Origin of the sequence: Streptomyces sp. NBC_00569 (genome assembly GCF_036345255.1) — a bacterium.
Classification (GTDB): domain Bacteria; phylum Actinomycetota; class Actinomycetes; order Streptomycetales; family Streptomycetaceae; genus Streptomyces.
In genome coordinates, this window is sequence record NZ_CP107783.1 from 9,777,983 (window position 1) to 9,802,361 (window position 24,379).

Annotated in this window: 24 protein-coding genes; 21 read left to right on the top strand and 3 right to left on the bottom strand. The window is 69.8% G+C overall.

What is annotated here, in order from left to right; translation table 11 throughout:
• Positions 1-134: 134 nt before the first annotated feature.
• From OHO83_RS44140 to OHO83_RS44225, 18 genes are all read left to right on the top strand, one after another.
• Positions 135-1,187 (top strand): 2,3-butanediol dehydrogenase, encoded by a 1,053-nt coding sequence (locus OHO83_RS44140; protein ID WP_266681110.1) that lies wholly within the window; start codon positions 135-137, stop codon positions 1,185-1,187.
• Positions 1,188-1,275: 88 nt separating this feature from the next.
• Entirely contained in the window at positions 1,276-2,064 is a 789-nt protein-coding gene (locus OHO83_RS44145) for an enoyl-CoA hydratase/isomerase family protein (RefSeq protein ID WP_266681112.1), read from the top strand.
• 4 nt (positions 2,065-2,068) lie between these two features.
• Positions 2,069-2,440, top strand: coding sequence for a Zn-ribbon domain-containing OB-fold protein (locus OHO83_RS44150; RefSeq protein ID WP_266681114.1), 372 nt, complete (start codon positions 2,069-2,071; stop codon positions 2,438-2,440).
• The gene (locus OHO83_RS44155; protein WP_266681116.1) at positions 2,437-3,582 is read left to right on the top strand and encodes a thiolase family protein; all 1,146 of its coding nucleotides are present in this window, start codon (positions 2,437-2,439) and stop codon (positions 3,580-3,582) included. The genes OHO83_RS44150 and OHO83_RS44155 overlap by 4 nt, the downstream gene beginning before the upstream one ends.
• Positions 3,583-3,613: 31 nt before the next feature.
• On the top strand, positions 3,614-4,816 hold the full coding sequence (locus OHO83_RS44160) for an acyl-CoA dehydrogenase family protein (RefSeq protein WP_266681118.1): 1,203 nt from the start codon (positions 3,614-3,616) through the stop codon (positions 4,814-4,816).
• Positions 4,813-5,787 carry a phosphotransferase family protein gene (locus tag OHO83_RS44165; RefSeq protein ID WP_266681120.1) on the top strand — a complete coding sequence of 325 codons (975 nt, stop codon included), beginning with the start codon at positions 4,813-4,815 and terminating at the stop codon, positions 5,785-5,787. The genes OHO83_RS44160 and OHO83_RS44165 overlap by 4 nt, the downstream gene beginning before the upstream one ends.
• Positions 5,788-5,824: 37 nt before the next feature.
• Complete coding sequence (locus tag OHO83_RS44170; RefSeq protein ID WP_266681122.1) at positions 5,825-7,057, top strand: acyl-CoA dehydrogenase family protein; 1,233 nt, start codon at positions 5,825-5,827, stop codon at positions 7,055-7,057.
• A complete protein-coding gene (locus OHO83_RS44175) occupies positions 7,054-7,830 on the top strand; it encodes an SDR family oxidoreductase (protein ID WP_266681124.1) in 777 nt (258 codons plus the stop codon). The genes OHO83_RS44170 and OHO83_RS44175 overlap by 4 nt, the downstream gene beginning before the upstream one ends.
• Entirely contained in the window at positions 7,827-8,618 is a 792-nt protein-coding gene (locus tag OHO83_RS44180) for an SDR family NAD(P)-dependent oxidoreductase (protein ID WP_266681126.1), read from the top strand. Before OHO83_RS44175 ends, OHO83_RS44180 begins: the two co-directional genes overlap by 4 nt.
• Positions 8,615-9,409 (top strand): enoyl-CoA hydratase-related protein, encoded by a 795-nt coding sequence (locus tag OHO83_RS44185; RefSeq protein ID WP_266681128.1) that lies wholly within the window; start codon positions 8,615-8,617, stop codon positions 9,407-9,409. Before OHO83_RS44180 ends, OHO83_RS44185 begins: the two co-directional genes overlap by 4 nt.
• A 35-nt stretch (positions 9,410-9,444) precedes the next feature.
• The gene (locus tag OHO83_RS44190) at positions 9,445-10,593 is read left to right on the top strand and encodes an acetyl-CoA C-acetyltransferase (RefSeq protein WP_266681130.1); all 1,149 of its coding nucleotides are present in this window, start codon (positions 9,445-9,447) and stop codon (positions 10,591-10,593) included.
• A gap of 80 nt (positions 10,594-10,673) precedes the next feature.
• Positions 10,674-11,294, top strand: coding sequence for a TetR/AcrR family transcriptional regulator (locus OHO83_RS44195; RefSeq protein ID WP_266681132.1), 621 nt, complete (start codon positions 10,674-10,676; stop codon positions 11,292-11,294).
• A gap of 193 nt (positions 11,295-11,487) precedes the next feature.
• Positions 11,488-12,681, top strand: a complete 1,194-nt coding sequence (locus OHO83_RS44200) for an ABC transporter substrate-binding protein (RefSeq protein WP_330280674.1) — start codon at positions 11,488-11,490, stop codon at positions 12,679-12,681.
• A gap of 77 nt (positions 12,682-12,758) precedes the next feature.
• Positions 12,759-13,124, top strand: coding sequence for a nuclear transport factor 2 family protein (locus OHO83_RS44205; protein WP_266681136.1), 366 nt, complete (start codon positions 12,759-12,761; stop codon positions 13,122-13,124).
• Positions 13,121-13,513, top strand: coding sequence for a hypothetical protein (locus tag OHO83_RS44210; protein ID WP_330280675.1), 393 nt, complete (start codon positions 13,121-13,123; stop codon positions 13,511-13,513). The genes OHO83_RS44205 and OHO83_RS44210 overlap by 4 nt, the downstream gene beginning before the upstream one ends.
• 71 nt (positions 13,514-13,584) lie before the next feature.
• Positions 13,585-13,905 carry an EthD domain-containing protein gene (locus OHO83_RS44215; RefSeq protein ID WP_266681140.1) on the top strand — a complete coding sequence of 107 codons (321 nt, stop codon included), beginning with the start codon at positions 13,585-13,587 and terminating at the stop codon, positions 13,903-13,905.
• A 110-nt stretch (positions 13,906-14,015) separates the two neighbouring features.
• Positions 14,016-15,542, top strand: a complete 1,527-nt coding sequence (locus tag OHO83_RS44220) for a class I adenylate-forming enzyme family protein (RefSeq protein WP_266681142.1) — start codon at positions 14,016-14,018, stop codon at positions 15,540-15,542.
• Between the two features lie 56 nt (positions 15,543-15,598).
• Positions 15,599-16,639, top strand: coding sequence for an MBL fold metallo-hydrolase (locus OHO83_RS44225; protein ID WP_266681144.1), 1,041 nt, complete (start codon positions 15,599-15,601; stop codon positions 16,637-16,639).
• Between the two features lie 54 nt (positions 16,640-16,693).
• Here the strand turns inward: OHO83_RS44225 and OHO83_RS44230 are convergent, their stop codons facing one another.
• Genes OHO83_RS44230 through OHO83_RS44240 form a run of 3 tightly spaced genes read right to left on the bottom strand, consistent with a single transcriptional unit; the run spans position 16,694 to position 19,721 of the window.
• On the bottom strand, positions 16,694-17,452 hold the full coding sequence (locus OHO83_RS44230) for an SDR family NAD(P)-dependent oxidoreductase (RefSeq protein ID WP_266681146.1): 759 nt from the start codon (positions 17,450-17,452) through the stop codon (positions 16,694-16,696).
• Positions 17,453-17,493: 41 nt separating this feature from the next.
• Entirely contained in the window at positions 17,494-18,522 is a 1,029-nt protein-coding gene (locus OHO83_RS44235) for a phosphotransferase family protein (RefSeq protein ID WP_266681148.1), read from the bottom strand.
• Entirely contained in the window at positions 18,519-19,721 is a 1,203-nt protein-coding gene (locus tag OHO83_RS44240) for an acyl-CoA dehydrogenase family protein (RefSeq protein ID WP_266681150.1), read from the bottom strand. Before OHO83_RS44240 ends, OHO83_RS44235 begins: the two co-directional genes overlap by 4 nt.
• 147 nt (positions 19,722-19,868) lie before the next feature.
• Here OHO83_RS44240 and OHO83_RS44245 point away from each other — a divergent pair, with 147 nt between their 5' ends.
• The 3 genes from OHO83_RS44245 (at position 19,869) to OHO83_RS44255 (ending at position 24,290) form a co-directional block, all read left to right on the top strand.
• Positions 19,869-20,540 carry a TetR/AcrR family transcriptional regulator gene (locus OHO83_RS44245; RefSeq protein WP_266681152.1) on the top strand — a complete coding sequence of 224 codons (672 nt, stop codon included), beginning with the start codon at positions 19,869-19,871 and terminating at the stop codon, positions 20,538-20,540.
• 331 nt (positions 20,541-20,871) lie between these two features.
• Positions 20,872-21,852: a formylglycine-generating enzyme family protein gene (locus OHO83_RS44250; RefSeq protein ID WP_443066084.1), complete on the top strand. Its 981-nt coding sequence runs from the start codon at positions 20,872-20,874 to the stop codon at positions 21,850-21,852.
• A gap of 170 nt (positions 21,853-22,022) precedes the next feature.
• Complete coding sequence (locus tag OHO83_RS44255) at positions 22,023-24,290, top strand: arylsulfatase (protein ID WP_330280676.1); 2,268 nt, start codon at positions 22,023-22,025, stop codon at positions 24,288-24,290.
• Positions 24,291-24,379: the final 89 nt, after the last annotated feature.

Genomic DNA, 24,379 nt, shown 5'->3' on the forward strand with positions numbered 1-24,379 from the left:
TGGTGCATGGAACCCCTGAGCCCCTCCTGGGCCTGAATCAAAGTAGGTGCAGGCTTCAAGCATAGCCGTTGAAGTCAATTCAGTTCAGTGACAGTCTCGACAGTGTCGTACTGGAGCGATTCCCAGGAGGAACGATGCTCGCCGCCAGGCTGTACGGAACGAAGGATCTGCGGATCGAGGAGATGCGCGAGCCCGAGCCGGGCCCCGGCGAGGTGAAGATCCGCGTGGCTCACGCGGGGATCTGCGGCACGGATCTGCACGAGTACTTCGAGACGCCCCGCGCCACGCACGAGCCCAACCCGCTGACCGGTGCCACCCTGCCGCAGACCTTGGGGCACGAGTTCGCCGGGACGGTCGTGGCCTGCGGTGACGGGGTCGACCGGGTCGCGCCCGGCGACCGTGTCTGCGTCCGGCCGATCCGAACCTGCGGCGTCTGCCCGCGCTGCACGGCGGGCCTGTCCCACCTGTGCACGGCGCTGGCGGCGATCGGGGTGACCGCTCCCGGCGGCGGACTCGCGCAGTACGTGGTCGTGCCGGCCGGTGCGGCGGTGTCGCTGCCGGACGGCCTGTCGCTGGAGCAGGGCGCTCTGGTGGAGCCCATGGCGGTGGGTCTGAACGCCGTCGAGCGGGCCCATGTCCCGTGGGGTGGCAGCGCGTTGGTGACCGGAGCGGGTGCGGTCGGCATGGGGGTGCTGTTCGCGCTGAAGGCGCACGGGGTCCATGACGTGACCGTGGTGGAACCCTCGCCGGCCCGGCGTGCCGCGGCCGAACGGCACGGCGCCCGTGTGCTCGATCCCGCCGCGATCGATGTGGCCGAGGAGGTGATGCGGCACACCCGAGGCCGCGGCGTGGACGCGGCCGTCGAGTGCTCGGGCCGGCCGGAGGCGCTGGATGCCGCGATCCGGTCGGTGGCCGCCCAGGCGCCCGTCGTGATGGTGGCCCTGTACTCGGGCCCGGTCGCGGTCGACGCCTCCGTCGTCCGCTTGGCCGAACTGGCCCTGCTCGGCGCCGAGGCCTATCCCGACGGCGTCTTCGAGCGGGTCATCGAGTACATGGCTGCCGGGCGCTACCCGACGGACGGCTGGCTCGACCACATCCCGCTCGCCGACGCCGTCGCGGGGCTGCACGACGTCCGGGACGGGCGGTGCGTCAAGGTCCTCGTCGACATCCCGTCAACCCACTCCTGAACCAATTTCGATTCGGGGGTTGACAGTGGATCACCAGCTCCGCAAACTCGGAATGAATTCAGTTCAGTTTGGACCGGAGGGATCAGAGATGGCAGTGGAAGACGAGATCCAGTTCGAGCGTGACGGCCACGTCGCCCGCGTCTGGCTCAACCGCCCCTGGAAGAAGAACTGCGTGACGGTGCCGATCCTGGACCGGCTCGACGAGATCATCACCGAGGTCGACGAGGACCCGGAGCTGCGGGTCCTGGTGTTCCGCGGCCGCGGCGGCACCTTCTGCTCGGGCTTCGACCTGGACAGCCTGAAGGCGGACTTCGTCGGCAAGTCGAACGCGATCGACGTCGCGGTCAAGTCGGCCAAGGTGTGCGACCGGCTGTACTCGATGAAGACCCCCTCGGTCGCGGTCCTGGAGGGCTACGTCACCGCCGGCGGCTTCGAGATCATGATCTCCTGCGACTTCGCGATCGCGGCGGACGACGCCAAGATCGGCGACTTCCACATCCGTCGCGCACTGTTCGGCGGGGCCGGCCCGATCTACCGGGTGCCGCGCATGATCGGCATCCGCAAGACCAAGGAGCTGATGCTCACCGGCAAGTTGCTCTCCGGCGTCGAGGCCACCGAGTTCGGCCTCATCAACGACCACGCGCCGACCGAGCAACTGGACGAGAGGGTCGAGGAGTTCATCTCCCACCTCACCGACAAGAGCCCGTTCACCATGTGGCTCACCAAGATGACCATCGACCGCAGCCTGGACGCCGACACGCAGTCGCTGATGGTCATGGAGCACCTCGCCGTGGGCGTGGCGCTCAACTCCGAGGACGCCGCCGAGGGTGTGTCGGCGTTCCTGGAGAAGCGCGACCCGAAGTGGCAGGGGCGCTGATCCCATGACCACGGATCCGCGGAGTCCGGCCACCGGGCTCCAGGGCGCACGCTGCTCGGGCTGCTCGGTGGCGGTCTACCCCGCGGACGACACGTGCCCGCGCTGCGGAGGGCCGGCCGAGTCGGCGGCCCTGTCCGGCGCGGGCACCCTGTGGACGTGGACGGTGCAGCGCTACGCCCCCAAGTCGCCCCCGTACCAGGAACCGCACGGCGGGTTCGCGCCGTTCGCGGTCGGCTACGTCGAGCTGGCAGAAGGTGTCCGGGTGGCCGCCGTGCTCGACGTCGACGACCTCGACACCGTCCGGATCGGGATGCCGCTCACCGTGACCGCGGGCGGCGGCGTCCCCCGGGCCAGGCCCGTACAGGAGGAAGCATGAGCAGCGACGTCCTGATCTGCGGAGCCGGGCGTACCCCGTTCGGCCGGTCCGAAGCGAGCGGAAGGCAACTGGCTGTCAGCGCGGTGCGCGCCGCGCTGGCGGACGCCGGGATCGAGTGGTCGCGGGTGCGGGCCGCGTTCGGCGGCAGCGACAGCGCCGGACTCGCCGACACCCTGGTGGCTCAACTCGGTCTGACCGGGCTGCCGTTCGTGAACGTCAAGAACGGCTGCGCGACCGGCGGCAGCGCGCTGATCTCCGCCGTCAACGCGATCCGCTCGGGCATGGCGGACGTCGTCCTCGCCGTCGGCTTCGACAAGCACCCGCGCGGTGCCTTCGACCCCCGCCCCGAGGACTGGGGCCTGGGCGTGGAGTACGGCAGCGACGGGCTCATGGTCACCACGCAGTTCTTCGGCATGAAGATCCAGCGCTACATGTACGAGCACGGCATCACGCCGCAGACCCTGGCACTGGTCGCCGAGAAGGCGTACCGCAACGGGGCCCGCACCGCCGAGGCCTGGCGCCGCAAGCCGGTGACCGCCGCGGAGATCCTGGACTCCGGCATGGTCAGCGACCCGCTCACCCGCTTCATGTTCTGCTCCCCGGGAGCGGGCGCCGCCGCGCTGGTGCTCTGCTCGCCCGAGATCGCCCGCACCCTGGACGGCCCGTCGGTCACCCTGCGATCGGCGGCCGTACGGACCCGGCGCTTCGGCTCGTTCGAGGTGTTCAGCCCGTCGATCCCCGGAGGCGACTTGACCAGCGTCAGCCGGGATGCAGCGGCCGCCGCCTTCGCGGAGGCGGGGATCGGCCCCGGCGAGGTCGACGTCTGTCAGCTCCAGGACACCGAGAGCGGCGCCGAGGTCATGCACATGGCCGAGTGCGGGTTCTGCGAGGACGGCGAGCAGGAGCGGCTGGTCGCCTCCGGTGCCACGGAGATCGGCGGTTCGCTGCCGGTCAACACCGACGGCGGCTGCATCGCCAACGGTGAACCCATAGGAGCCTCCGGACTGCGTCAGGTCTACGAGGTCGTCCAGCAACTGCGCGGCCGGGCCGGTGAACGCCAGGTCCCCGGCACACCCAGGGTCGGCTTCACCCATGTGTACGGCGCCCCGGGCGTGAGCGCGTGCACGGTCCTGGCCCGCTGAACGCCCGCTGAAATCCGAGGTGGAGGAAGAGATGAGCGGCATCCCGGAACCCGAGGAGTTCCGCGCCGAGGCCCGGCAGTGGCTCGCCACGGTCGCCAGACCGCGCGCCGCCGACGGCGCGTGGGGCAGCGGCTCCGACTCGGTCGCCGTGTTCGAGAACTGGACCGAGGAGCAGGAGCGCGAGCACACCGCCCGCACCCAGGACTGGGAGCGCACGCGCCACGACCAGGGGTGGGGTGCGCTCAACTGGCAGGCGACGTATGGAGGGCGCGACCTGCCGGCGTACTACGAGCAGCTCTACCGCTCCGAGGAAGCGGCCTTCGACGTGCCGCATCGCACCGAGATCTTCCCGGTGACCCAGCAGCTCGTCGCCTCCGCGATCGGCATCTGGGGCACCGAGGAGCAGAAGACTCGCTGGCTGCGGCCGATGCTGCGCACCGACGAACTGGCCTGCCAGTTGTTCTCGGAGACCGAGGCGGGCTCCGACCTCGCCGCGGTGCGCACCAAGGCGGTCCGCGACGGCGACCGCTGGGTCCTCGACGGCCACAAGGTGTGGACCTCCGGGGCCCGGGTGGCGACCTGGGGCGTCGCGGTGTGCCGCACCGACCCGGAGGTCCGCAAGCACGCGGGTATCACCGTCTTCCTGGTCCGCATGGACGCGCCGGGCGTGACGGTCCGCCCCATCCAGCAGATGACCGGCGGAGCAAGCTTCAACGAGGTCTATCTCGACGGCGTCGTCGTGCCCGACACCGACCGGCTCGGACCGGTCGGCGAGGGCTGGCGGGTCACGCTCAGCGTGCTGGCCGCAGAGCGCCTCGACTCCGGCAACCTCGGTCTCGACAACGCCGACCGCGCGATGGACCTGGCCCGGAACCTGCCCAGACCGCTCACCGGCGCCGAACAGCAGCAAGCCGCCGACCTCTACGTCCGCGCCCTCGTGCAACGCCTCATCGGCCTGCGCATCACCGGCGCCCTCGTCGCCGGACGCGAGCCCGGCGCGGAGGCCTCGGTCGGGAAGCTGTACGCGACCGAGACGATGCGGCGCACCAGCGACCTGGTGTCGGAGCTGCTCGGACCGAGGCTCGTCGCGGACACGGGGGAGTGGGGCACGTACGCCTGGACGGAGCACCTGCTCGGCGCGCCGGGCTACAGCATCGCGGGCGGCACCGACGAGATCCAGCACAACATCCTCGCCGAGCGCGTGCTCGGCCTGCCCAGGGAGCCGGTCCGATGAGTACGTCGACGCAGGTGGTGGAGCTGGCCGTCCGGGTCGGTGACCGGCTCGCGCGCAGGCATCCGGGAGCATCGATCGGCGAGTTGAAGACGCTGCCGGGCGGCCACTCCGGGCTGACGTACTCGATCGGTGCGGGGAACGTGAAGTACGTCGTCAAGGCGGTGCCACCGGGGCAGCGGCCGGTCGGGCGCAATGATGTCCTGCGCCAGGCGCGGGTGTTGGCCGCGCTCGCCGGGACCGATGTTCCGGTGCCGGGTGTCGCAGCCGTCGACGAGGCGCAACCCGCCTGGTTCGCCATGGACTTCGCCGCCGGGGAGGCCGTCGAGCCCGTACTCGACGAGCCGGAGCTGTCCGCGGCCCTCGCGCGGGCGCGGATGCTGGAGATCGCCTCCGTGCTGGGGCGGCTGCACGCCACCGACATCCGCGCACCCGGCCTCGACGCCCCGCAACCGCTCGATGCAGCTGGTGAGTTGGAGCGCTGGAGCCGCACTCTGCACGCCGTACCGGCCGAACTGCGGCCGGGTGGTGAAGAGCTGCTGAAGCGCCTCGCCGACGACGTTCCCGACGATCTCCCGCCGGTCCTCCTGCACGGCGACTTCCGGCTCGGCAACGTGCTGTGCGTCGGCGAGCGGGTGGCGGCGGTCGTCGACTGGGAGATCTGGAGCGTCGGCGACCCGCGCATCGACCTCGGCTGGTTCCTGCTCTTCGCCGACCACCGCAACTTCCCGCAGCTGGGGCGCGCCGTGCCTGGCCTGCCCACCGAGGCCGAACTCCTCGACGCGTACGGCGACGGGGGCCCCGGCCTTCCCGACATGGACTGGTTCCGGGCCCTGGGCCGCATGAAGATGGCCGCGATCATGGGCCACAACCTGCGCCGGCACCGCGAGGGCAAACACCACGATCCGGACCAGGAACGGCTGCCGCCCACCATCGCCGCGATGATCCGCACGGCGCTCGACATCCTCGGCTGATCCGGACCGGCCGCCCCACTCTCGAAAAGGAGCAATCGTGGACTTCGGGTACTCGCCACGGGCGAGCGAACTCCAGGACCGTATGCGGTCGTTCATGGAGCAGCACGTCATCCCCGCAGAGCCCGTCTACGACCGGCAGCTGGCCGAGGCGGACGACCCGCACGCGCTGCCACCGGTCATGACCGAGCTCAAGGAGAAGGCGCGGGCCGAAGGCCTGTGGAACCTCTTCATGGCGCACGGCGACCGGGGCGCTGGCCTCACCAACCTCGAATACGCGCCGCTCGCCGAACTCATGGGCCGCTCCATCATCGGCAACGAGGTGTTCAACTGCTCAGCGCCCGACACCGGCAACATGGAACTCCTCGCGCTGTACGGCACGCCCGAGCAGCAACAGCGTTGGCTGCAACCCCTGTTGGAAGCAGAGATCCGTTCCTGCTTCGCCATGACCGAGCCCGAGGTCGCGAGCTCCGACGCCCGCAACATCCGTACCCGTATCACCCGCGATGGCGACAGCTACGTCGTCAACGGCCGCAAGTGGTACACCTCCGGGATCCTCGACCCCGACTGCAAGCTGATCATCCTGATGGGCAAGACCGACCCGGGCGCGCCCACTTACCGGCAGCAGAGCATGCTGCTCATCCCGCGCGACACCCCCGGCGTCACCGTCGTGCGCGACCTGCCGATGTTCGGCTACACCGACCGGTGCGGGCACGGCGAAGTGCTCTTCGAGAACGTCCGCGTGCCCGTCGAGAACGTCCTTGGCGGCGAGGGAGAAGGCTTCGCGCTCGCCCAGGGGCGTCTCGGCCCGGGTCGTATGCACTACGCGATGCGGGCCGTCGGATTCGCCGAGCGCGCACTGCAGTTGATGTGCGAGCGCGCCACCGAACGCGTCGCCTTCGGCGGGCCCCTCGCCGAGCGGGGCGTGGTGCGCGAGTGGATCGCCCGCAGCCGCATCGAGATCGAGCAACTGCGGCTGCTCGTCCTCAAGTCGGCCTGGCTGATGGACACAGTGGGCAATGCTGCCGCGCGGATGGAGGTCGCCGCGATCAAGGTGGCCGCGCTGGAGGTCGCCCACAAGGTCGTGGACAGGGCGGTCCAGACGCACGGCGCGGCCGGGGTCAGCGACGACACCGTGCTGGCCCGACTGTTCTCCATCACGCGCGCGCTGAAGATCGCCGACGGCCCCGACGAGGTGCATCTGCGGACCGTCGCCCGCCAGGAACTCGCCCCTTACAAGAAGAAGTCCGACATGAAGGCAGGAGCAGCGTGAGTGCCAACACCCTCGACGGCAAGGTGGCCGTCATCACCGGCGGATCCCGCGGCATCGGCCTCGGCATCGCCACCGCCTACCGGGCGGCCGGCGCACACGTGGTGATCGCCGCCCGCAAGGCCGCCGGACTTGCCGAGGCGCGCGAGGAGTTGCTGCGCGTCAAGGGCGACGGTGACCTGCACACGGTCGTCGCCAACGCGGGCGAACCCGACCAGGCCGAGGCCTGCGTCGAGGAGACCATGGCCCGCTTCGGCCGGCTCGACATCCTCGTCAACAACGCGGCGACGAATCCCTACCACGGCGATCTCCTCGACCTGGACCTGCCGCGCGCGGAGAAGACCGTCCGCGTCAACCAGTACGGGATGATCGCCTGGACCCGCTGCGCCTGGCGGGCCTGGATGGCCGAGCACGGGGGAGCGGTCGTCAACATCGCCTCCGTGGGCGGCCTGATCGTCGACCCGCACATCGGCTACTACAACGCCACCAAGGCCGCCATGCTCCACATGACCCGGCAGCTGGCCTACGAACTCGGTCCGCGCGCCCGGGTCAACGCCATCGCCCCGGGCCTCATCAAGACCGAACTGGCCCGCGCTGTATGGGAAGTTCGCGAGCCCGTCCTCACCGCCAAGCTGCCGATGCGGCGCCTCGGCACGGTGGAGGACGTGGCGAACGCGGCCCTCTTCCTCGCCTCCGACGCCTCCTCCTGGATGACCGGCCAGACCCTGGTCCTCGACGGCGGCGCGACCGCCCTGCCCATCGGGGTGGACGAGTGAACGCGCCACCGCCGTCCGCCACCGAGCTGTTCTCCCTGGAGGGCCGGACGGCCATTGTCACCGGCGCCTCCGCGGGACTCGGCGCCCGCTTCGCCGCCGTCCTCGCACAGGCCGGCGCCACTGTCTTCGCCGCCGCCCGCCGCATCGACCGGCTCAAGGAACTCGCCGACTCCGACGCGCGCATCCAGCCCGTCGCCTGCGACGTCTCCGTCGAGGCCGACCGTACGAGGCTGGTGGACACGGCACTGACCACCACCGGCCGCATCGACATCCTGGTCAACAACGCGGCCACCTCCGGCGAGACGCGCGCACATGACGAGACCCCGGACGCCTTCGCCGACGTCCTCGGCGTCAACCTCACCGCGCCCTTCCACCTCGCCCGGCTCACCGCCGAGGCATCCGCCGGGGAAAGCACGGGAGGCGCGAGCGGCCGGAGCATCATCAACGTCTCCTCCATCCTCGGCCTCGTCTCCGCCGCGCCCCTCGGCGGCGCGAGCTACTCGGCGTCCAAGGCCGGACTCATCGGCCTGACACGGGAGTTGGCGGGTCAGTGGGGTCGTGCGGGAATTCGGGTCAACGCCCTCGCACCCGGCTGGTTCCGCACGGAGATGACCGCGGACCTCTTCGGCGACGAGCGTTCCAGCCGCTGGATCGAGCGCAACACCCTGCTGCGGCGCGGCGGCCACGGTCACGAACTCGACGGCGCGCTGCTGTTCCTGGCCTCGGACGCGTCCTCGTACTGCACCGGGCAGGTCCTGACCGTCGACGGCGGATGGACCGCGCGATGAGCGTCCAGGTCGAGATCCAGGACGACGGCCTCGCCCGGGTCACCCTGCGCCGCCCCGAGGCCGGCAACGCCATCGACCTGGCGACGGCCCGCGGCCTGCTGGATGCGGCCCATGCCTGCGAACGTGTGGCCGTGCGGGTCGTGCTGCTCACCGGCGAGGGGAAGTCCTTCTGCGTCGGCGGCGACCTCAGGGAGTTCGCCCAGCTCTCCGGCGAAGTGCTGGAGAAGCACCTCGGCGCGGTCACCGGCGCGCTGCACGACGCCCTGCGCGTGTTCGCCGCGCTCGACGCGCCCATGGTCGCCGCGGTCCAGGGAGCCGTCGCGGGCGCGGGCATCGGCCTGGCCGCGGCCGCCGACGTGACTCTCGCCGCCGACAACGCCACATTCACCGCCGCCTACACCGGCATCGGCTACGCGCCGGACGCCGGAGTGAGCTGGACGCTGCCGCGCCTCATCGGGCCCAAGCGCGCCCTGGACCTGCTGCTGACGAACCGGCGGCTGCCTGTGGCGGAAGCCGCCTCGATCGGACTCGTGAGCCGGGTCGTCGCTGCGGATCAGCTGACAGCCGAGGCCGTGCGGACAGCCGAGGCCCTGCGCGACGGCCCCACCGCCGCCTTCGGCGTCACCCGGCGGCTCGTCGCCGCCGGTCTGACCTCCGGCCTCGGCACGCACCTCGACCGCGAGTCCCGCGCGCTCGCCGCCGCGGCCACGTCCGCCGTGGGCCGCGAAGGCGTCGCCGCGTTCCTCGGCAAGCGGGCGCCGAACTTCACCGGCGTCACCCCTAACGACTGAACCTGTACCCGTACCTGTTCCAGAGGGAGCCCACAGTGTCGGAAGCATTCATCGTCGGAGCCGTCCGCACCCCGGTCGGCCGCCGCAAGGGCACGCTCAGCGGCGTGCACCCCGCGGACCTCGGCGCGCATGTGCTGAGTGCGCTCATCGAGCGCGCAGGCGTCGACCCGGGCGCGGTCGATGACGTGTACTTCGGGTGTGTCAGCCAGATCGGCGCCCAGACCGGGAACATCGCCCGCACCGCGTGGCTGTCGGCGGGCCTGCCCCAGCACGTGCCCGGGACCACCATCGACCGGCAGTGCGGCTCCTCCCAGCAGGCCGTGCACTTCGCCGCGCAGGCGGTCGGGTCCGGCGCCGCCGATCTGGTGATTGCCGGGGGTGTGGAGGCAATGAGCCTGGTGCCCATCGCCAGCCCGATGTTCGTCGGCGAACAGGCCGGTATGGGCAGCCCGTTCGCGGGCGAGGGCTGGCGCGAGCACTTCGGGGACCAGGAGGTCTCGCAGTTCCGGGGCGCCGAGCTGATTGCCGAGAAGTGGGGCGTCACCCGTGAGGACATGGAGCGGTTCGCGCTCTCCAGCCATCAGCGGGCGCTCGCCTCGCAGGCGGCCGGCGACTTCGACGACGAGATCACCCCGGCCTTCGGGCTGAGCGCCGACGAGGGCCCGCGCGTCGACACCACCTTGGAGAAGATGGCGGGCCTGAAGACCCTGAGGGAGGACGGCCGGCTCACCGCCGCGGTCTCCAGCCAGATCTCCGACGGAGCCGCCGCCCTGCTGATCGCCTCCGAGGAGGCTGTACGCCGCCACGGCCTGACCCCGCTGGCCCGCGTGCACGCCACGGCCGTGGTCGGCTCCGATCCGATCCACATGCTGACCGGACCGATCCCCGCGACCGAGAAGGTGCTCGACAAGGCCGGCCTCGCGATCGACGACATCGACCTGGTCGAGATCAACGAGGCCTTCGCCTCCGTGGTCCTCGCCTGGCAGATGGAGATCGGCGCCGCCCACGAGCAGGTCAACGCCTTCGGCGGGGCGATAGCGCTCGGTCATCCGCTCGGCGCCACGGGCGCCCGGCTCATGACCACACTCGTTCACCAGCTGCGCAGGACCGGGGGGCGCTACGGTCTGCAGACGATGTGCGAGGGCGGCGGCATGGCGAACGCCACCGTGCTCGAACGTCTCTGACCGGATCCGGTTGGCAACTGAGTTCAACTTGGGTTTACTCTCGGGTACGGACACGGTGAGTGACGGCCAGGAGAGGGAGCATGACAAGGATCGTTGAACCGGAGGCCGGACCGAGGTCCAAGCGCGCGGCCATTCTCGCGGCCGCTGTGGACTGCTTCGGCGAAGCCGGCTTCGAGGCCACCAAGTGGTCCACCGTGGCGGAGCGGGTCGGTATCGGACAGACCGCCCTCTACCACTACTTCGAGTCGAAGACGCACTGCCTGCTCACCATCATGCGGCTCGAACTGGAGCGCTCCCACGACCAGTTCGTGGCAGCCACCACGGACGCCGAGGGCCCCGTCGAGGCGCTGCGCGCCGCAGTCCGGGCGGCGTACGACGTCTCCCCGCACGAGGTCCTGCAGATGCGCATCTTGCAGAACCATATGGACCTGCTCTCGGGTTCGCGCAGGTCCAAGCGCGAGGAGGCCGAGCGCGTCGCGGCCCGCCAGCTCGTGCAGGTCGTCGAGCGGGACTGGACGAACCTGCTGGTGAAGGGCATGTCCCAGGGCGCGTTCCCGCTGCGGGACGCGCAGTTGCTGGGCGCGGGCGTGCTCGGTCTGATCGTCAGCGTGTGGCGCTGGTACCGGCCGTCCGGAGCCACTCCGCTTTCCGAGATCAGCGAGCTGATCGAGGGCGCCTGCGTGCGGATGGTCGCCGCCTGACGCACTGAGCGTCCCACGATCGTGCGGCCCCCTGACGGATGCCCGTCAGGGGGCCGCCGTGCTGTCGCGGCCGGTGCCCCGCCGCGAATCCGCGGTGATCGCGTACGTAACCAGCCATTGCCAGCGGTGTTTCCTCAGGATTAAGATCCGACGTGTGAATTGAACTGAACTCAGGTTGATTCCTGGAGGGGTCATGCGACGCCGCACGACACGCGCGCTCATCGCCGCACTCGCCGCCATGCTCGCCGTGGTGGCCAGCGCCTGCGGCACCAAGAACCCCTCGGCGGTAGGGGACGACAACGTCATCAAGATCGGTGCCTGGTACCCGCTCACCGGTGCCCTCGCATCCTTCGGCATCCCTGAACGGGCAGGTGCTGACGCGTACTTCAAGTCCGTCAACGCCGCCGGCGGGATCAACGGCCGCAAGATCGACTGGGTCGTCAAGGACAGTGCCTTCGATCCGCAGCAGACCGTGCAGGTGGCCCGCCGCCTCGTGGACCAGGACGGAGTCGTCGCGATCGTCGCGGCCAACGGCACCGCTCAGTCCCAGGCCACGTTCCCCTTCGTCCTGGACCAGAGGAAGGTGCCGGTGCTGAACCCGCTGGGCGGGGACGCGACGTGGTACCAGCCTGCCAGGGACGGACTGTTCGGTCTGCAGACCCTCTACGAGGACCAGGCGGCCGCGCTCGGGGACTGGGTCGCGCGCGACGGAGCCAAGAAAGTGCTGGTCGTGCACAGCGACCCGGCCGCCTTCGTGAACGTCGCGAAGGAGATAGGCCCCGCCGCCCACAAGGTCGACCCGTCGGTCCGGGTGAAGCAGCTGAAGGTCAAGTTCCAGACCTCCGACTACAGCCCGGTCATCAGCAAGGTGAAGGCCGAGAAGCCCGACGCGGTCGTGATGATCCTCGCGTCCGCCGAGGCCGCCTCGTACCTCAAGGAGGCGAAGTTGCAGGGACTGTCCACTCCCGTGTACGGCTACGCGCCCGTGGCCGCCCAGTCCACGCTCACGCTGGCGGGCAAGGCGGCCGAAGGGGTCAGGGCGGTGCAGCTGGTCAAGTCGCCGAACGACGACGACCCCGCGGTCGAGGAGTTCCGTGCGGCGATGGCGAAGTACGAGAAGGGGCAGCCGGCCGACTTCATCACCTTGTGGGGCTGGGAAGCCGCCAAGGCTTTCGTGGAGATCGCCAAGACGATCGATGGTCCGGTCACCTCCAAGGCCCTGACCGCCGCGTACGACAAAGCCAAAGCGGTCGACACCGGGGTCGGACCGGTCCTGAACTTCTCCACGGACAACCACCTCGGCACCCGCGACGTACAGAAGGTCGTCGTCAGGAACGGGCGCTGGGAGTCGCAGGGCGACTTCTTCACCCCGCCGACCCGCGACTGACATCTGTCCGCGGCCCGCAACGGTCCCGACAGTGACCGCTAGTGATCAATTTGTGCGAAGAGCGAGAGGACCACCCCATGGCCAGTGTGTTGCGCGCCTATATGGCACGGATGGACAGCGAGCAGCCCGAGACGGCTCTCGAACTCCTCGCGCCCGACTTCCGTTTCCGTATCGCCCTGCCGAACCGTGAGGAGACCGGCTGGTCCAGGGACGACTTCGCGGCGTACATCTCCGGCCGCAACGCCGTAGAGCGGACCCACGAGATCCTCCGGCACAGCTCCGACGGCGACCTGGAGACCGTGTACGGAGTGGTCGTCGAGTCCGGCAAGGCCGTCGGATCCTTCCTCTCCGCCGCCGTGATCACGCCGGGCGGACAGATGGCGCGCTACCAGTCGTACTTCACCACGACCTACGACCTCATCGAGTTTCCGGAGCAGTCATGAGCGATACCACCATGTCCACCGACACAACCCCCGCGCCTTTCCTCACCGCCTGGTTCGAGATCCTCGACACCGATGAGCCGAACCGAATTCTCGACCTGATCAGCGACGACTTCACGCTCTCCATCTTGTTCTCCACCGGTGACGGGAACGCGACCGACTTCGCGGGCGACCGGGCCGCTCTGGTCGGCTATCTCGAACAGCGCGAGCGCGGCACGCGCACCCACCACCGGCTGTCCGCGACCACTCTGGGCCAGGAGGAGCTGTTCCTCGGCGAGGTGCGGCGCGCGGGCGTGCCCGAGGCGACCTTCGTCGCCGCAGGGCGGGTGGACGACGGCGGCCGGCTGCAGCGGCTGCTGATCGGGCGGTCGTCCGAGATCCGCTTCGCCTGACTCCAGCCAGTCAGGACTACGTACGGGAACACCTACGGGACCGCGTCAGGGACCACATTCGGAGGCAACTCATGTACAACCTCGTTCTGTTGGCCGCCCGCCCGCCGGAGTGGACGCACGAGCGGTTCATCGACTGGTGGCGCGGCGACCACGCGGAGCTGACCTACCGGCTGCCCGGTCTTCGCGCATGGCGGCACACCGAGATCGACCAGGCTCTGGAGCCGCGCTCCGAGGGCTGGGACGGGATCTCCGTGCTCAGCTTCGATTCCCCGGAAGCTCTGAAGAAGGCGCTCGCGAGCCCGGAGTGGGCGGACGCGGTGGCCCAGGTGGGTGACATGAAGGGCCGCCGGATCGCGGTGATGGGCGGCGAGGCGGAGATGTTCACCGCCTGAGGTCACCACAGTTCCAGCACGACTGTTTCCACAACGTCCAGTACATCCAGCACGGCATGCACAGAGCAGGGTTCATCGCGGAGTTCGGCACAGCGTAGCGAGGAAGCGGGATGCGACAGGTAGTGCAGGAGTTCCAACGACGGGCCGAGCAAGCGGACTTCGTCGCTGTCATCGACGACTCGGGCAGCCACACGGCGCGCGAGCTGCTCGCCCAGGCGGGCCGGCTCGCGTCGGCGATGTCTGCCGGCGCGGGCGACGAGTGCGGCGGGACCGTCATGCTCCAGGCCGACAACTCATGGCGGACCGTCGCGGGCGCGCTGGCCGTGGGCCTCGGCGGCGGGGTTCTGGCGGTGGTGAACCGGCACACCACACGTGCCGAGTTCGCGGCCGCCTTCGAGGACATCCGCCCCGACGCCGTGGTCGCCGAGCCCTCGGCGATGGCCGAATGGGGGGTGTCCGAGCTGTTGAAGGGCGAGGCCGGGACCGCCTTCACCTCGGACCCGGTGCTCGACGGCTGGACCTGTCACGCCGTGCCCGGGCAGCGGGAGGTGGGCCGCTGGTCGGGCGGCGTCCTCATCGGGCTGACCTCCGGCTCGACCGGGCGCCCCAAAGGCGTCGTCCAGTCCGAGGGGGCCCTGCGCTACGCGGGCACGAGCACCATCGAGATCAACGGCCTGACGCGCGGCGACGCGGTGGCCGCGATCGTCCCGCTGTCGTCGACGGCCGCGTACTGCTTCGGCGTCTATCTCGCACTTCTCCTGGGAGGTCCGCTCGTCCTGATGACGAAGTGGGACCGGGCCGTCGCGCTGCGGCGGATGGCCGAGGCACAGGTCCGCTGGACCATGTGCGTGCCGACCATGGCCCTGCAGATGGGGGCCGAGGCGGCCGGCTCCGGCATTCTCGGGGGAGTCCGCGCGATCACCGTGGGGGGCGGCCCGATGGACCGTGGCGCCCTCGCGCGCGCCGAACAGTCCCTGGGTACGAAGATCCTGCGCGTCTTCGGCATGTCCGAGTGCCTCGGCCACACCTCACCCCGCCCCGACGAACCCGAGGAGATCCGGCTCGGCAGGGACGGCTGCCCCTTTCCCGGCACGGACCTGCGCGCCGTCACCCCCGAGGGCGACCCGGCCGGACCGGGGGTGTCGGGCCGGGCGCAGGTGCGCGGCCCCTCCCTCTTCGTCGGCTACGCACGCGACGGCAAGGTCGAGGCGCCGGCACTGACCGAGGACGGCTACTTCCCCACCGGCGACCTGCTGATGACCCATGACGACGGGACCGTCACCATCATGGGCCGCGAGAAGGACATCATCATCCGCGGCGGCCGGAACATCGACATCACCGAGATCGAGCGAGCCGTCGCCAGCTATCCACGGGTCGCACGGGCCTGCGTCGCGGCCGTCCCGGACGAGGTGCTCGGCGAACGCATCGCGCTGCTCGTCGTCACCGAGGACGGCGGCGACATCGACCTGGCGGAGGTGACAGGCCACCTCGACAGCGTCGGCCTGTCCCGGACCAAGTGGCCCGAGTTCGTCTACGGGATCGAGGAGCTGCCGCAGACCAAGGTCGGCAAGCTCGACCGGTCCGGGGCCCGCGAACTGGCCCACCGGCTGCGCACGCAGACTCCCGGCCCGGCCTGATCCACGAGCCCGGGCCGACACACAGACACACCAGCACCAGCCAGCAAGGGAGAATCATGACCACGCGGTTCGACCAGGGCCCATGGGCCGCAGCCGGAATCCAGACCGTGCAGCCCGGGGTACACCGCGTTCCCCTGCCGCTGCCGAACGACGGACTGCACGCCGTCAACGTCTATCTGCTGGAGAACCTGGCGGAAGACGACGGCATCGTCATGATCGACGGCGGCTGGGCGATCCCCGAGGCGCGCAAGGCACTTGAGGAGGCCCTCGCCGCCATCGGCCGCGATCTCGGCGACATCAGCCACATCCTGGTCACACACATCCATCGCGACCACTACACGAACGCCGTCGAGCTGCGCCGACTCCTTGGCTCGCGTGTGTACCTGGGCGCGGGTGAGCGCCCGGGTCTGGAGATGCTGGACCGGCTGCGCAGCGACGAACCCGCGGGCTCGCTGGAGACGTTGCGCAGGGCGGGCGCCGGCGACCTGGCCGACCGCGTCCAGGCGATGCACCACGGCGGCTACGACCCGAGCGTGTGGGAGGCCCCCGACCGCTGGCTCGGCGCGGAGACCCTGAGCTTCGGCGACCGTGCACTACGCGTCGTACCAACTCCTGGACACACCAGAGGACATGTGGTCTTCCTGGACGAAGAGCGCGGACTGATGTTCTCCGGGGACCACGTCCTGCCGCACATCACGCCGTCCATCGGCTTCGAACTGGCCGAGCCCGGGGGCAAGCCGCTCGCCGACTACCTGGACTCCCTGCACCTGATGACCCAGTACGCGGACGCGCGCCTGCTGCCCGCGCACGGACCGGTCACCGACAGCGCCCACACCCGCGTCGCCGAGCTGCTCACGCACCACGACGACCGGCTGGCGAAGAGCCTGGCGGCGCTGGGTGACGGCACACTCGATGCCCATGCGGTGGCACGCGCACTGGGCTGGACGCGCCGCGAGGTGCCCTTCGGTGAGCTCAGCGAGTTCAACCAGATGCTCGCGGTCAACGAGACGGCGGCGCACCTGGACGTGCTCGTGCTGCGGGGCCGGTGCACGGTGGCGTTCCGGGACGGGGTGAACCGGTACACGCGCGTGCGGTGACGGCGCACGCACGGGCGAAGAGGGGAGCGGCGGTTGCCGTTCCCCTCTTCGCTGTCAGCGCGCCGTCCAGCCGCCGTCCACGTACAGCTCGGAGCCGGTGACGAAGCTTGCGTCCTCCGAGGCCAGGAACGCGACCGCCCCCGCGACCTCGTGGGGGCTGCCGAGGCGGGCCATGGGCGTGCCCTCGACCATCGCGGTGTGCCGGGGCGTGCCCAGCCACAGTTCGCGGGACAGGGGCGTTTCGATGAAGCCGGGGTGGATCGAGTTGACGCGGACGCCGCGCGTGGCCCAGTGCAGGGCCGCGTTCTTGGTCATCAGCCGGACCGCGCCCTTGGCCGCGTGGTACGAGAACTGGCTGCCGAAGCCGCCGACCGTGCCGAAGATCGATGCGACGTTGACGATCGAGCCGCCACCGGAGCGCTCGATCGCCGGTCCGCCGTGCTTCATGCCGAGCCAGACTCCGCCCTGCGTCACCGCGATGACCTTGTCCCAGGACTCCTGCGTCTCCGTCTCCACGGTCCGCATCTCCGCTATGCCCGCGTTGTTGACGAGTACCGTCAGGCCGCCCAGTTCGGCGACCACCCGCTCGACCGCGTCGCGCCACGCGGCCTCATCGCTGACGTCCAGGGCGAGGCCGAGCGCTCGCGCCCCGCCGGCCGTCAGCTCCTTCGCCATCTCTTCGCAGCGGCCGGCGTCGACGTCGGTCACCACGACCGCGGCGCCCTCCGCCGCCAGCCGCCGCGACACGGCGTCTCCGATGCCGCCGGTGGCTCCGGTGACGAGGGCGATCTGTCCGGACAGTCGGTCTCGCACGGTGTCTCCTTCGGTTCTTTCGTACGACGGTGTGGTCGCGGTCACGACAGCAGCTCCAGACCTGAGTTCAGCAGCGCGGGCACCGCGGACCCCACGCGCTCAAAACCGGTGCCGACGGTCTGCCCCGCCGCGTAGCGGGCGTGGATGCCCTCCGCGATGACGGCGAGCTTGAAGCAGGCCAACGCCTGGTAGCAGTGCAGAGATTGAATGTCACGGCCGGACTGGGCGGCATAGCGCTCGGCCAGCTCCTGCCCGGAGGGGAATCCTGAGTTGGCCGTCGGGACGTGGCGTGCCCCCAGGACCGGTTCGCAGGTCGCGTCCCAGTACATGAGGAGCATTCCGAGGTCGGCGAGCGGATCGCCGAGCGTGGCCATCTCCCAGTCGACGATGGCGGCGATCCGGCCGAAGTCGCCCGGGGCCAGGATGGTGTTGTCGAGGCGGTAGTCGCCGTGCACGATCGTCGGGGCGCCGCTCGCGGGTAGCGCGCGGGCGAGTCTGCGGTGCAGCTCGTCGACGTCGGGCAGCGTCCGGGTGGCGACCTTGTCCCACTGGCCGCGCCACCGGCGCACTTGGCGCTCCAGGTAGCCGTCGGGGCGGCCGAAGTCGCCGAGTCCGACAGCGGCGGCGTCGACCGAGTGCAGTGCCACCAGCGCGTCCACGAGCGCCTCGGCGGCGCTTCGCGCGTCGGCGGGCGGAAGCTCGGTGGCCCGGTCGCCGTCGCGCAGCACCGTGCCCTCCACGAAGTCGACGACGCAGAACGGCGCGCCGATCACCTCCGCGTCCGTGCACGACAGCACGGCCCCGGCGACCGGCACCCCGCTGTCGCCGAGCGCGGCGACGACGCGGTACTCACGGTCCATGTCGTGCGCGGTCGGCGTCAGCACGCCCAGCGGCGGCCGGCGCAGCACCCACCGGTGTGTCCCGTCAGCGACGTCGTACGTGAGGTTGGAGCGCCCGCCCTGCAGCAGTGCGATCCGCAACTGGCCCGTGAAATCAGGTACATGGTGCTCGAAGTAGCGTCGCAGGGCGGGCACGTCGACGCCGACCACGGCCTCCTGGGAGGTGGTCACCGCGCGGCCCTCCGTTCCTGTGCCGTCCGCACCGCGCGCTTGGCGATCGCCCAGCGGTGGGTCTCGGACGGTCCGTCGTAGATGCGGAACGGACGCACCTCCCGGTACAGCCGCGACAGCGGGGCGTCCCCCGAGATGCCGAGCGCGCCGCACACCTGCACCGCGCGGTCGACGACCCGGTTCACGGCCTCGGAGACGTATGTCTTCGCGATGGAGGTGTGCTGGGCGGCCGAGCGGCCCTGGTCCAGCTCCCAGCAGGCCCGCCACAGGACCGCGCGGCTGGTCTCGATGTCGATCTCGGAGTCGGCCAACAGCTGTTGCACCATGCCCAGTTCGGCCAGCGGCATACCGAAGGCCGAGCGCTCCGCCGCGCGCTCCAGGGCGATGTCCTGCGCCCGGCGTGCCACCCCGAGCCAGCGCATGCAGTGCGTCATCCGGGCGGGGCCCAGCCGCACCTGCGCGTACCTGAAGCCTTCGTTCACCTCGCCGAGGACGGCGTCGTCGCCCACTTCGCAGCGATCGAACACGACTTCGCTGTGTCCGCCGAACAGCCCCTGGTCGAGGGTGTCGATGTTCCGGACGATCTTCATGCCAGGGTTGTCGGCGTCGACGAGGAGCATCGTCGCGCCGCCCGCGTCGCCGGGGCCGCCGCTGGTGCGGGCCATGCAGATGGCGAAGTCGGCGCCGTCCGCGCCGCTGATGAACCACTTGCGGCCGTCGATCCGCCAGCCGCCGTCGACTCTCGTCGCGGTCGTGGCGAGCGCACGCGGGTCGGAACCCGCGCCCGGCGAGGGTTCGGTCATCGCGAAGCAGGACCGCATCTCACCGGCGGCCAAACCTCGCAGATACCGCTGTTTCTGTTCCCCGGTGGCGATCACTTCGAGCAGATGCATGTTGCCCTCGTCGGGCGCGGCGCAGTTGAGTGCGAGCGGCCCCAGCAGCGAGTGCCCCGCCGCCTCGAACACCACGGCCTGCCCACACAGGTCGAGCCCGAGCCCGCCCCACTCGGCGCCCACGTGCGGGGCGAACACCCCTGCTGCACGGGCGGCCTCCTGCAATCGGCGGCGCAGTGGTTCCGGCCCCGTATGGACGTTCCCGTCGCACGCCTGTTCCTCAGGTATCACCACATCTCGTACGAAGTCGGTGGTGCGCCGCGCGATGTCGGCGACCCTGTCGTCGATCTCGAACCCGATGGTCATGCTTCACCTCTGATCCTGGCTAATGACCATTAGCCATGAGAGGCGTGTTGGAAGTCCTATGTCAAGAGGGTTGGCGAATGCCACCGCTATAGTGTGGTGACTTGAGGTCGGAAGCTCGGCTAATGATGGATAGCTTCGGGGGTTCGCATGCGTACATCTGAAGGTGCGGCCCAGGGTGGGTCCTACGAACGTGCGCACCGGCCCGCACGGCCCGGGGGCGCCTCCCCGGCCGACCGTCGGTCGGCGATCCTGCAGGCCGCGCTGCAGCTGTTCGCCGCGCAGGGCTACCGGTCCACCACGATGGCCGACATCGGAGCCGCCGTCGGCATCCGCGGTCCCAGCCTGTACAAACACGTGGCGTCCAAGCACGAGCTGCTGGTCGAGATCATGATCGGCACGATGGAGCAGCTCATCGCCGACAACATGGCGGCCGTCGCCGGGGTGGACGACGTCCACGAGCAGTTGCGCCGCTCTGTGGAGGCGCACATCCGCTATCACGCGCGCCATCGCTTGGAGGCGTTCGTCGGCAACCGTGAGATCGGCAGCCTGGAGCAGCCCGACCAGGACCGGGTGCTCAGCCGCCGCAGCGCCTACGAAGGCCGTTTCCGCGAACTCATCGAGCGGGGCGTCGCCGAGGGCGTCTTTCATGTGCAGTCGGCGAGGATCGCCTCGTACTCGATCCTGGACATGGGTATCGGTGTGTCCAGCTGGTTCCACGAGGTGGGCGAGTTCTCCGTCGACCAACTCGCGTATCAGTACGGCGACATCGCGCTTCGCATCGTCGGTGTGGCTGCGGAGCGGTCAGCTACCCGGTCGTGAACGGCCAGGTTTGCTGCTCGCGTCATCACTGGCTGTGATGGGTCCGGCCGCGTCCGGGACTCACGCGATGAGGGTGAGTTCGGAGGCCGTTGACTGGGCCCCGCAGGCCCACGCCATCCAGCGGCGTCGGCGGATGTTGTGGGACGCGTTGTGGTCTGCGTGATCAACGAATCCACAGGTAGACGCAGGGATGATCGGGTCGACAAGCTCGCCCCACCTTCAGTGACGGCGGCCCCTTTGGCGTGCTCCGAAGCGGCGGGCCGTACCCTCCAGCTCGCGGGCGGATGCATGATCACTCGCCGAGGAACGGCCGCCCGCGGTGGGAGGAACGATGTCTGGAGCATGTTGTGCCCCCGGGGCCGGGGGCGACCGGGGGATTCCGGAGCCGTCCGCCGTGCGGCCCCAGGCCCCGGAGCGCGACCGGGAGCAGGGGCTGCGCGCCATGCTGCGTATCCCTGGAGGGGCCTTCCTCATGGGAGGCGACGATGCTGACGCGTTTCCCGAGGACGGTGAAGGGCCGGTCCGGGAGGTGCGGCTGGCGCCGTTCCTGATCGACGCGACCACGGTCACCAACCGGCAGTTCGCGAAGTTCGTGCGCAGCAGCGGCTACCGGACCGACGCCGAGCACTACGGCTGGTCCTTCGTGTTCTACGCACTCGTCCACCCGGCGGCCCGGCACGCGGTGCGCGACGGCGCGGTGGAGCAGGCGCCCTGGTGGCTCGCGGTCGAGGGGGCGTGCTGGAGTGCCCCCTACGGGCCGGGGTCGGCCTGGACCGATCTGCCTAACCATCCCGTCGTCCATGTCTCCTGGCGTGACGCGTCCGCCTACGCGGCATGGGCGGGCAAGCGCCTGCCCACGGAGGCGGAGTGGGAGAGGGCGGCGCGCGGCGGTCTGGAGGGTGCCCGCTTCCCCTGGGGGGACGAGCTCCTGCCTCGGGGACAGCACCGCTGCAACATCTGGCAGGGGCGGTTCCCGCAGGACAACACGGGCGAGGACGGGTACCTGGGAACCGCGCCGGTGAAGAGTTACCGAGCCAACAACTACGGCCTGTACAACACTTCGGGCAACGTGTGGGAATGGTGCTCCGACTGGTGGAGCACCACATGGCACACGGCCGGCCGCCCGGAGACCCGCCATGACCCGGCCGGACCTCCCGCGGGGGCGGCGAAGGTGATCCGCGGCGGCTCGTACTTGTGCCACGCGTCGTACTGCAATCGCTACCGGGTCGCCGCGCGCACCTCCAACACACCTGACAGCAGCACTGGGCACATGGGCTTCCGCTGCGCGGCGGATCTCCCCGGGACACGCTGAGGTCTCGCCGGCGGCCGGGGCGTCGGTGGATGAACTGCCGCCCGCAGACGGACACATGGGCATGCGGCGACTGGTTGACATGGCAATGGAGGGAGGACAGAGTTGCCTCAGGCTACTGGTAAGGCCAGTTAACTTGAGCGGTCTCACGCCCGCGCAAAGGAGCGTCCTCGATGACCAACGCCTCTCCACATCAGTCGTCCACCAGCGGTACTTTCCAAGGCAAGATCGGTACGACCTACGACGAGTCGACGCCGTGGTGGCCGGAACAGCAGGCGCTTACCGAGGACACGCCCAATGTCGTGGTCATCGTGCTCGACGACGTCGGCTTCTCCGACCTCGGCTGTTTCGGCTCGGACATCGAGACCCCGGCCATGGACGCCCTCGCCACCGGCGGTCTGCGCTACACCAACTTCCACACCACCACGCTGTGTTCTCCGACGCGGGCGTCCCTGCTGACCGGCCGGAACCACCACTCCGTCGGCATGCGGATGCTGTCCAACTTCGACACCGGATTCCCCAGCGGCCGTGGACGGGTCACCAAGGCCGCCGCGATGCTGCCCGAGGTGCTGCGGGACAACGGCTTCAACACCATGGCCGTGGGCAAGTGGCACCTGGCGCCGATGGAGCAGACCACCGCGTCCGGGCCGTACACCCAATGGCCGCTGTCCCGCGGGTTCGAGCGCTACTACGGCTTCCTGGAGGCCGAGACCGACAGCTTCTATCCGGAACTGTTCTACGACAACCACGCCGTGGCTCCGCCGAAGACCCCGGAAGAGGGCTATCACCTCAGTGAGGACCTGGTGGACCGGGCGATCGAATTCGTCACGGACCAGACGTCGGTCACTCCGGAGAAGCCCTTCTTCATGTACATGGCCTTCGGTGCGGCGCATGCCCCGCACCAGGCTCCGCAGGAGTACCTGGAGAAGTACCGGGGCCGGTTCGACCACGGCTGGGACGTCGAGCGCGCCACACGCCACGCCCGCCAGATCGAGCGGGGCATTCTGCCGCCCGGCACCGAACTGGCCCCGCGCAATCCCGGGGTCGAGCCCTTCGACGCACTGTCGGACAACGAGAAGAAGCTGTCCGTACGCCTCCAGGAGGCCTACGCGGCGATGCTCGACCACACCGACCACCACATCGGCCGGTTCATGGAATTCCTGGAGCAGATAGGGCAGATGGAGAACACCATCACCATCCTGCTCTCGGACAACGGGGCCAGCCAGGAAGGCGGGCAGAAGGGTTCCCTCAACCCGACCGCGTTCCAGAACGGTCTCTCCGAGGACTTCGACGAGATGCTCGCGCGGATCGACGAGATCGGCACCACGCGCGCGCACGCCAACTATCCCTGGGGCTGGGCGCAGGCGGGCAACACGCCCTTCAAGCGCTACAAGCAGAACACCCACGAAGGCGGCGTCCGCTGCCCGCTCATTGTGCGGTGGCCCCGCGGGCTGCCCCGCACCGACGAGAACCGGCAGCAGTTCCACCACGTCAGCGACATCATGCCGACCCTCTTCGAACTGCTCGGTCTGCAGGCGCCCGAGGTCTACAACGGCATCCCGCAGATGCCGATCCACGGCACCAGTATGGCCTACACCTTCGACGCGCCGACCGCGCCGACGCGCAAGGAGGCCCAGTACTTCGAGATGTTCGGGCACCGCGCGATCTGGCACGACGGCTGGAAGGCGGTCTCCTTCCACCAGCGCGGATCGTCCTTCGACGACGACAAGTGGGAGCTCTACCACCACGACACCGACTTCTCGGAGTGCAACGACCTGGCGGAGGAACGGCCTGAGCAACTCCAGAAGATGGTTGCCCGCTTCTGGGTGGAAGCCGGGAAGTACGATGTGCTGCCGCTGGACGACAACGGATTCGCCCTCCGGGCGAAGATTCCGCGCCCCGGTTCCCCGCGCAGGCGCACCACTTTCACGTACTACCCGGACATGGCCCATCTGCCCGGCGCCGCGGTGCCACCGGTGATGAACCGCGCCCACCGCATCACCGCGTTCGTCGACCGGGCCACCGCGTCGGACGAGGGTGTCCTGGTGTCACTGGGCAACATCAGCAGCGGATACGTCCTGTACATCAAGGACAACAGGCTCGTCTACGAGTACAACTTCCTCGGCACCCGCTACACGGTGACATCGGAGGACGAACTCCCCATCGGAGCAGTCGAGTTGATTTTCGAGTTCATCAAGACCGGTGACGTGCAGGGTGTCGGTCACCTGTACGTGTCGGGAAAGCCGGCCGGGGAGACGGACATGCCGCAGGTCCTGCCGCACTTCTTCGGATGGCAGGGCCTCGACGTCGGCCGGGACACCCTGTCACCCTCCTCGCCCAGCTACGACGGCGAATTCGCGTTCACCGGAAAGCTCGAGAAGGTCGTCTTCGACGTCGCACCCGACGAAGAGGGCGCGGAGCCCTTCGAGCGCATCGACTGACCCTTCTGACTGCTCACCCTCCCCAGGAGGGTGAGCAGTTCGCAGCGGCATGAGAAGGCCCGCCACCGAATCGGTGGCGGGCCTTCTCA

Excerpts from the sequence above, each read along its gene's own strand:
- OHO83_RS44255 (WP_330280676.1), top strand. The coding sequence starts at position 22,023 with ATGACCAACGCCTCTCCACATCAGTCGTCCACCAGCGGTACTTTCCAA.
- OHO83_RS44225 (WP_266681144.1), top strand. The coding sequence starts at position 15,599 with ATGACCACGCGGTTCGACCAGGGCCCATGGGCCGCAGCCGGAATCCAG.
- OHO83_RS44250 (WP_443066084.1), top strand. The coding sequence starts at position 20,872 with ATGTCTGGAGCATGTTGTGCCCCCGGGGCCGGGGGCGACCGGGGGATT.
- OHO83_RS44145 (WP_266681112.1), top strand. The coding sequence starts at position 1,276 with ATGGCAGTGGAAGACGAGATCCAGTTCGAGCGTGACGGCCACGTCGCC.
- OHO83_RS44195 (WP_266681132.1), top strand. The coding sequence starts at position 10,674 with ATGACAAGGATCGTTGAACCGGAGGCCGGACCGAGGTCCAAGCGCGCG.
- OHO83_RS44185 (WP_266681128.1), top strand. The coding sequence starts at position 8,615 with ATGAGCGTCCAGGTCGAGATCCAGGACGACGGCCTCGCCCGGGTCACC.
- OHO83_RS44245 (WP_266681152.1), top strand. The coding sequence starts at position 19,869 with ATGCGTACATCTGAAGGTGCGGCCCAGGGTGGGTCCTACGAACGTGCG.
- OHO83_RS44200 (WP_330280674.1), top strand. The coding sequence starts at position 11,488 with ATGCGACGCCGCACGACACGCGCGCTCATCGCCGCACTCGCCGCCATG.
- OHO83_RS44140 (WP_266681110.1), top strand. The coding sequence starts at position 135 with ATGCTCGCCGCCAGGCTGTACGGAACGAAGGATCTGCGGATCGAGGAG.
- OHO83_RS44165 (WP_266681120.1), top strand. The coding sequence starts at position 4,813 with ATGAGTACGTCGACGCAGGTGGTGGAGCTGGCCGTCCGGGTCGGTGAC.
- OHO83_RS44205 (WP_266681136.1), top strand. The coding sequence starts at position 12,759 with ATGGCCAGTGTGTTGCGCGCCTATATGGCACGGATGGACAGCGAGCAG.
- OHO83_RS44240 (WP_266681150.1), bottom strand. The coding sequence starts at position 19,721 with ATGACCATCGGGTTCGAGATCGACGACAGGGTCGCCGACATCGCGCGG.
- OHO83_RS44215 (WP_266681140.1), top strand. The coding sequence starts at position 13,585 with ATGTACAACCTCGTTCTGTTGGCCGCCCGCCCGCCGGAGTGGACGCAC.
- OHO83_RS44220 (WP_266681142.1), top strand. The coding sequence starts at position 14,016 with ATGCGACAGGTAGTGCAGGAGTTCCAACGACGGGCCGAGCAAGCGGAC.
- OHO83_RS44210 (WP_330280675.1), top strand. The coding sequence starts at position 13,121 with ATGAGCGATACCACCATGTCCACCGACACAACCCCCGCGCCTTTCCTC.
- OHO83_RS44155 (WP_266681116.1), top strand. The coding sequence starts at position 2,437 with ATGAGCAGCGACGTCCTGATCTGCGGAGCCGGGCGTACCCCGTTCGGC.
- OHO83_RS44150 (WP_266681114.1), top strand. The coding sequence starts at position 2,069 with ATGACCACGGATCCGCGGAGTCCGGCCACCGGGCTCCAGGGCGCACGC.
- OHO83_RS44160 (WP_266681118.1), top strand. The coding sequence starts at position 3,614 with ATGAGCGGCATCCCGGAACCCGAGGAGTTCCGCGCCGAGGCCCGGCAG.